Annotated in this window: 5 protein-coding genes; 3 read left to right on the top strand and 2 right to left on the bottom strand. The window is 36.0% G+C overall.

The features are described 5' to 3' along the window. The first annotated feature begins 574 nt into the window (after positions 1-574). Positions 575-1,675, top strand: a complete 1,101-nt coding sequence (locus AC2JBO_RS19575) for a hypothetical protein (RefSeq protein ID WP_496955324.1) — start codon at positions 575-577, stop codon at positions 1,673-1,675. Here the strand turns inward: AC2JBO_RS19575 and AC2JBO_RS19570 are convergent. Together AC2JBO_RS19570 and AC2JBO_RS19565 are read right to left on the bottom strand one after the other, a co-directional pair. Continuing rightward, entirely contained in the window at positions 1,670-2,824 is a 1,155-nt protein-coding gene (locus AC2JBO_RS19570; protein ID WP_496955323.1) for a DNA cytosine methyltransferase, read from the bottom strand. The two genes, AC2JBO_RS19575 and AC2JBO_RS19570, sit on opposite strands and share 6 nt — an antisense overlap. Before the next feature lie 279 nt (positions 2,825-3,103). Next, positions 3,104-4,204 (bottom strand): glycosyltransferase family 39 protein, encoded by a 1,101-nt coding sequence (locus AC2JBO_RS19565; RefSeq protein ID WP_496955322.1) that lies wholly within the window; start codon positions 4,202-4,204, stop codon positions 3,104-3,106. A 176-nt stretch (positions 4,205-4,380) separates the two neighbouring features. On the opposite strand from AC2JBO_RS19565, the gene AC2JBO_RS19560 reads away from it, so the two are divergent. Together AC2JBO_RS19560 and AC2JBO_RS19555 are read left to right on the top strand one after the other, a co-directional pair. Next, entirely contained in the window at positions 4,381-5,565 is a 1,185-nt protein-coding gene (locus AC2JBO_RS19560; protein ID WP_496955321.1) for a class I SAM-dependent methyltransferase, read from the top strand. A gap of 641 nt (positions 5,566-6,206) precedes the next feature. Further along, on the top strand, positions 6,207-6,644 hold the full coding sequence (locus tag AC2JBO_RS19555) for an ATP synthase subunit I (RefSeq protein ID WP_496955320.1): 438 nt from the start codon (positions 6,207-6,209) through the stop codon (positions 6,642-6,644). Positions 6,645-6,653 lie beyond the last annotated feature (9 nt).

The raw sequence follows: 6,653 nt of genomic DNA, 5'->3' as shown, positions 1-6,653 counted from the left end.
CTATTGTTGTGTTCAGTCGTAAAGCTCAAAACCCTGATTATTATTAGCTTTTTACGCAGGCGCTATGAGGCACAAATTCTGTATGAAAAAATATTTTCTCTAAACCATCAAAGTCAACAGCCTACCCCAACCCCCCTTGATGGTTGGTGTCATTAATTCTGGGGCGTTGGAAAAACGAACCGCAAAGGACGCGAAGGGCGCAAAGGAAGAATTAAGAAGAGAGAACACACCAAAACTTTTGACAAGAAAGTTTTGCTATTGGTTTATAGTTTTGTGTCAGTTAGGGCTTATGTATTTTAACCAAAAACTGTGATTAGTCACGCAGTGAAGAATCTTAGAGAAACTTCACTATGTTTAGCATGACAAAATGCGTAAGTCCTGTAAGTCACATAATCTTATAAAACCCTTTATAGAGACGTTGCATATAACGTCCCTACCAAACGTTTCTATTGACACTCTCTTTAGTTTGGCAATACGATTAAGTTATTCGGCAATTTTGATATTTCTATAATCAAGCAAGCTTCTAAATTATATGTCCGACTGTATTTGTTAAATTAATGTAACCAGCAGAATTATGCCAGTAATATATGAATTATTTGGAAAGCCAGTAATTATTTCATCTGAAGAAGATCTTCAAGAAAGAAAAGCTGCGTTTTGTCCTTTTACGAAAAGTAGATGTGATGGAGGAGGGAACCGAAATCAAACTAAAATTGATTTAACTAAAAATCAAAGTTTGAAAAGCTATTTTGACCAAGATATATCTGATGTTATTCCAGGCATTTGTTCAATAGATTATGGTTCCGAAATTTGGATAGTATGTCCAAGAAGATTATTCGGATTCAAAAATGAAGATAAAGTGATTCCCGATGTTAATACATCATTACAAGATTATGAAAAAGATATACTAGTAGCAGCAAATTTACCTAAGAATTGTGATACTGGAATATGGTCAGAAGTTTATCTTCAATATGGAGACAATGATAGTAATAGTCAGGTAGACTATCACTTTGATTTCATAGCAGCTCCAGTTTTAAAAAATGTTACTATACAAAAGATTATTGATGCTTTTGAGCTTAATACAGAAGAAGATATTAAAGAAGTTATAAAATGCGCTCGTCAAAATCAGTTATGTGAGGGTAAATATGGTCAAGATTTAATATTTAAAATCTTGCCAGATTTATCTTGCCCAATAATTTTTGAAGTAATGACAGCAAGTACTAGCGGCTCTAATACAAAGAAAGAGACAAATATAGCATCTGCTTTTACTAAAGCAATATTAGGTCAAGAACATAAAACTCCAGGTATTAATAAGCGTCAAGTTTGGGGGAGAATGGCTACTCAGTTATTTTCAAAATCAGCACTTGCTGAAATATGGGGAGGAAAAGCCTATTGGATAGTTCAAGACCAGCTTATTAAAAATATTGAAAGAACAACAAAACTTTCTTTAGAAGATATTTCATCTTCAGATACAGGGAATATAAATTTTATTGCTTTATCATATCCATCTGCAAGCCGAGATATATATGTAAGTGATGTACATAAAATTAACGCTGGTCTTGATTTCTCTGGCAATAATTGTGCTACTGATATCTTACTACCAAAGCAAACTCCTCATAAAAAAGAACTATTAAAGGCAATGTTAAGGCGTAAACTTGCTGCAATAGTTAAGTTATGAGGCAAAAGCTTTATCGTGCTTAGAATTAAAAGATTTGGTAGCTAAATATTGCTTAATAATACATTCACCTAAAATACGAGAAAGTATAGGGGGTACAGAATTAGCAACCATTCTATGTTGGTCTAAAGTTTTAACACTTCCACTGCGTCCACGTATCGGTCCAATTAAAATGTGGTCATCTGGAAAACCATGTAATCTCATGCATTCGCGCGGAGTTAAATATCGGTCTTCGGAAGGATGATAAAATACTTCACCTCCTCTCAATGTTAAACTAGGCTGGCACCAAGATAATCTTCTGAATTTAGTAGTATCTTTGAAAGGGTCAAGTCGTTGTCTTTGCTCAGATGGCAAATTTAATTGTCTTGCTAAACATTCTCCTTCAGGAACTCCGTGAATTCTATCTTTATCTCGTTTTGGTGTAATATCAGTGTGATTTGGCACTGTTTCTAATTCATTTTTCTTTACAGGTGCTGGTAAATCACTTATAGCATCATGCACTGTTACATACGGTTTATAAATATAACTAAGTAACGTATTTTCGAGTTTATTTATGGGACAATGAGTTGGTTCTGGAAAAATAAATTTTTTATGTGATGCTACAATAAATAAGCGCTCTCGAAGTTGGGGTACTCCGTAATCAGATGCTTTTAATATTTGGTAATTAACTTGATAACCTATTTTTTCAAGTTCTTTAACTAAGTCGAGTAATACACCTCCTTTCTGCTTATTTAAACAAGCAGCACTTAAAAGACCTTTCACTTGCTCAATTAAAATTACTTTCGGTAAAAACACCGAAGCGAATCTTACCATTTCAAAAAGTAGTAATCCTCTCTCATCAACTAAAGAATTTCTCTTACCTATTAATGAAAATGATTGGCAAGGGGGGCCACCAGCTAAAATATCTAATTCTCCGGGAGATATACCTAAATTTTTAATCAAAATTTCTGGGTCTACTTTTCTAATATCGGAAGCTGTCTCGCAATTAATGTTATGGTTAGATAACCAATTACGAAGTGTTGTAGCAGCATTTACATCTATCTCCGCACAGAAGAGAGGCTGAAATCCACATTGGTGTAACCCTAAGTCCATTCCGCCAATTCCACTAAAGAGTGATATCAAAGAATAGTCAGGCGTGCGCGAAATAGTCATAATGTAGGATAAGCAAAATTTAAAGCACAATTTAATACTTATATCTTAAATTTTACTCAAAAACAGAATAAATTACAAAACTATAACATATGACAGATAGTAAATTTTGAATAATTATGCTATCCTTACTATGTGAAGCATCTAAATTAGTTTGAAGATAACTAAGATTCTTTGCTTTGCGACTAATGACAAATTATATTTTTTGTCAAATTGAGATGGTTCTGTAAAATTAGTACATGTTCGTAATAAATTTATCCGTTACATCCATTGCATACGCTGCTAGTTTTTATTCACTTTGTCTAGCTTCCACAATGGTGTTGCTCCTTTATAAGCTTCTTCAAGTTTAATTTGATGCTTATTAGTCAATTCATTACGAAGTTGCTCGTCAGCGTTGAAAAGAAAATAGGTAGTAAAATTATTAGGCAATTGAGAAATATTAAATTCTTTAGCCTTAAATGCCTGAAAGCGAACTTTAACATCTAATAAATAACTCCATGATGTCAAATTTCCAAATCCCCAATTATTATCACAGTCTACGCATACGATTAATGGTGATGTGCTTTGATTAACGATTTTGGTAAGTTGAGGATTTTCAAAATTATAATATTTGTTCCACCAGGTTTTTTGCTGAAAGTTTAATGGCCATGATGTTATTACCATAACAATTAGTGAAGCCAAAATAGTTCGCCACACAACCTTATTTATTTTACTTTTACTTTGATTGTGAGCATCTTTCACTTTTGTTCCAAGTAAATAGGCAACAATTAAATGGTATCCAATATAAGGTATTATTGAATAGCGTAACTGAATTGAGCGCTTTCCACCAAAAAGCAAATCGGGAATAACTAAAGTAAATACTGGGATAAATGTAAAAATTAATAAAAACGAAGATGTTTTCTTAGGCGCCTTGCGTAAAAAATAAACAGCAAACAAAGTTAGTAAGATCAGTACTCGAATGGTTGACCACCATAATACATTTTCCATATTATCTCTAAGATAAATGGGTATCACATCAAAAAATATACGGCTAAAATGCACTTGCCAACCAGTTGTTAAACCATCAAAAGATAAAGGCTCGTTTATCCAACTTACTGTATCCGCAACTCGATTGATTTGAGATAGTATTAAAAATAGCCAAGGAGAAAATGCTAATAGAGCTAAAAACGTTGACTGTAAATAATAAATTAAAGTACTTTTATTTTTAATACCATAATTTATTAGTACATATACTCCATGTGTAACGGCAACAAATCCAAAAAATAAATGCGTGTAAAGACCAAGTATAACTGTTGCTGTGTAAGCAAACCAATCTCGTTTAGTTTGCCGCCTAATCGCTCGAAGTAAAACCGCACTAGATAGCAAAACTGTTAAAATCAGCAACCCATTAAATTTGGGGAGTAGAAAAAACGAACCGCAAAGAACGCAAAGGGCGCAAAGGAAGAATTAAGAAGAGAGAACACACCAAAACTATTGACACAGACTAGTAGTTTTGATATAGCCGCGCGAAGCGTCCATTCGCAGGATACACTACTAAGTACTACGATGTTGTTTACACTATGTCCGATACTCAAAAAGTTAGCGAGAAAGTTGCTAAACTCTACGATACATACCCGTTTCCACCGGAGCCAATTCTGGATGAGGCACCACCTGGTTATAATTGGCGCTGGAATTGGTTGGCTGCTTATAATTTTTGCACTGGGATGAAACCACAGAAACGAGATATTCGTATTCTGGATGCGGGTTGTGGTTCGGGTGTGGGGACTGAGTACTTAGTACATCTCAACCCTGAAGCGCAGGTTGTTGGCATTGATCTGAGTGCAGGAACGCTCGAAGTTGCTAGGGAACGTTGTAAACGTAGCGGCGCCAATCGTGTAGAATTTCATCAATTAAGTTTATTTGATGTCGAACAGCTACCTGGAGAGTTTGATTTAATAAACTGTGTAGGAGTCTTACATCATACCGATGACCCTATTCGCGGTATTCAAGCTTTAGCAAAAAAGCTGGCGCCTGGTGGTTTGTTTCATATCTTTGTATATGGGGAATTAGGACGCTGGGAAATTAGACTTATGCAACGTGCAGTTGCGTTACTCCAAGGTGATAAACGCGGAGACTATAAGGATGGTGTGAAAGTCGGAAGGCAAATTTTTGCTTCGCTTCCAGAAATTAATCGGATTCTCAAACGTGAAAAGGAACGTTGGTCACTGGAAAACCAGCGTGATGAGAATTTTGCCGATATGTACGTTCATCCACAGGAGATTGACTATAATATTGATACGCTGTTTGAACTGATTGATGCTTCGGGTTTGGAATTTGTTGGTTTTTCAAATCCGGCTTTTTGGGATTTACAAAGACTTATAGGGTCTGCACCTGAATTAATGGAACGCGCGGAACACCTCACCGAACGTCAGCGCTATCGTTTGATTGAGCTATTGGAACCTGAAACGAGTCATTATGAGTTTTTCCTGGCACGTCCACCATTAAATAAAGTTAACTGGTCAGATAGTGCATTGCTGACGGCAATTCCTGAAATTAGCCCATGCATAGATGGGTTTCCAAGTCAAACATTATTTAATTATGATTACAAGATAGTAAATCTATCGAATGCAGAGTTCGCTTTTATGCAGGCGTGTGATAGCAGTGAAACTGTTGATGAAATTCTGAAAACTATTGATTTTAATTTGGATGGAGTCCGGCGCCTGCAACAACAACAATTAATAATGCTGGCGCCTGCAAATGGTTAGAGTATTGCGATAAAAAAATATCCCAAATAAATCATGTAGCATAGGCGTCTCGCCTGTCCGTTTGTTTGTAGGACATCTGGGACAGATATCCTACGGGATAATTTATTTCTTGGACTACTCTTAGTGGATATGCTTGGATAGAGAAAACTAATGTAGATTATTAAAATTAGTGAGCTTCAGTATAAACTCTAGAGAATAGTAAGTGTGATAGATAACTAAGTAAGTTGACCTTACTTAAATAAGGTTCAGCAAGACACAAACGGCTAAAAACAAGGAGCTAAAATGTGAAAGGGAAGGATTGAGATTCATCGCTTCTCAAGAATCTGCTTTTTGTGTAGGACTCATCCCAATTGGATTTACTTACTCCACTTCGGAGGCAAAAAGTTTTCCAGGGATAGTAGTTCAAGCGCTCAAAGGCATCTACCTTTAAGAGCTTTGATTGTGCTGTGTCCAGTATATTTCAATCACTCGTGGTCTAATCAGTTGCCTGTGCGCGGTTTCCGTAGTGGCAAAGGGTGAGTAATCGTGGGTTAACAATTAAGTTAGTTGTTTTTTTCTAAAGTAATGTTACCCAATCGTGATATGATTCAACTGGCTGAGTGTGCAGTCAACATAACTAGAAAATACTGGTTTTAAGTCCCGTGAGCTTGTCAGAAGAAACAACCGAACCTACACCAACAATACGACAAGATGCTCAATCCGGTGTTAAGGACTCAGAGCCAGATGGTTCTATGCAGGAGTTCTATCGACTCTATCAAGAGTTGCTATCGATTACTCTTGTGATAACGGGGATTATTTTCGTCTCTGTCTGGATTTTCTATTCTCTGAACATTGCCCTGAATTATTTACTTGGGGCATGTGCCGGCTTGATTTATATTAGAATGTTGGCGAAAGATGTTGAGCGTTTGGGACCAGAAAAACAGAAGCTAAGTAAAACACGCTTTGCATTATTGGTAATAGTAATTCTGCTCGCATCGCGGTGGGATGAATTACAGGTAATGCCCATATTCTTGGGGTTTCTGACTTATAAAGCGACGCTCATATTCTATGTAATTCGGACGGCTTTTGACGCTAATTAGCGAATGCAC

It is taken from the genome of Calothrix sp. CBUCES-K 9914, assembly GCF_059640475.1.
This window is presented reverse-complemented; position numbering and strand designations above follow the sequence as displayed.

Coding starts and splice junctions, on each gene's coding strand:
- AC2JBO_RS19575 (WP_496955324.1), top strand. CDS start 575: ATGCCAGTAATATATGAATTATTTGGAAAGCCAGTAATTATTTCATCT.
- AC2JBO_RS19570 (WP_496955323.1), bottom strand. CDS start 2,824: ATGACTATTTCGCGCACGCCTGACTATTCTTTGATATCACTCTTTAGT.
- AC2JBO_RS19560 (WP_496955321.1), top strand. CDS start 4,381: ATGTCCGATACTCAAAAAGTTAGCGAGAAAGTTGCTAAACTCTACGAT.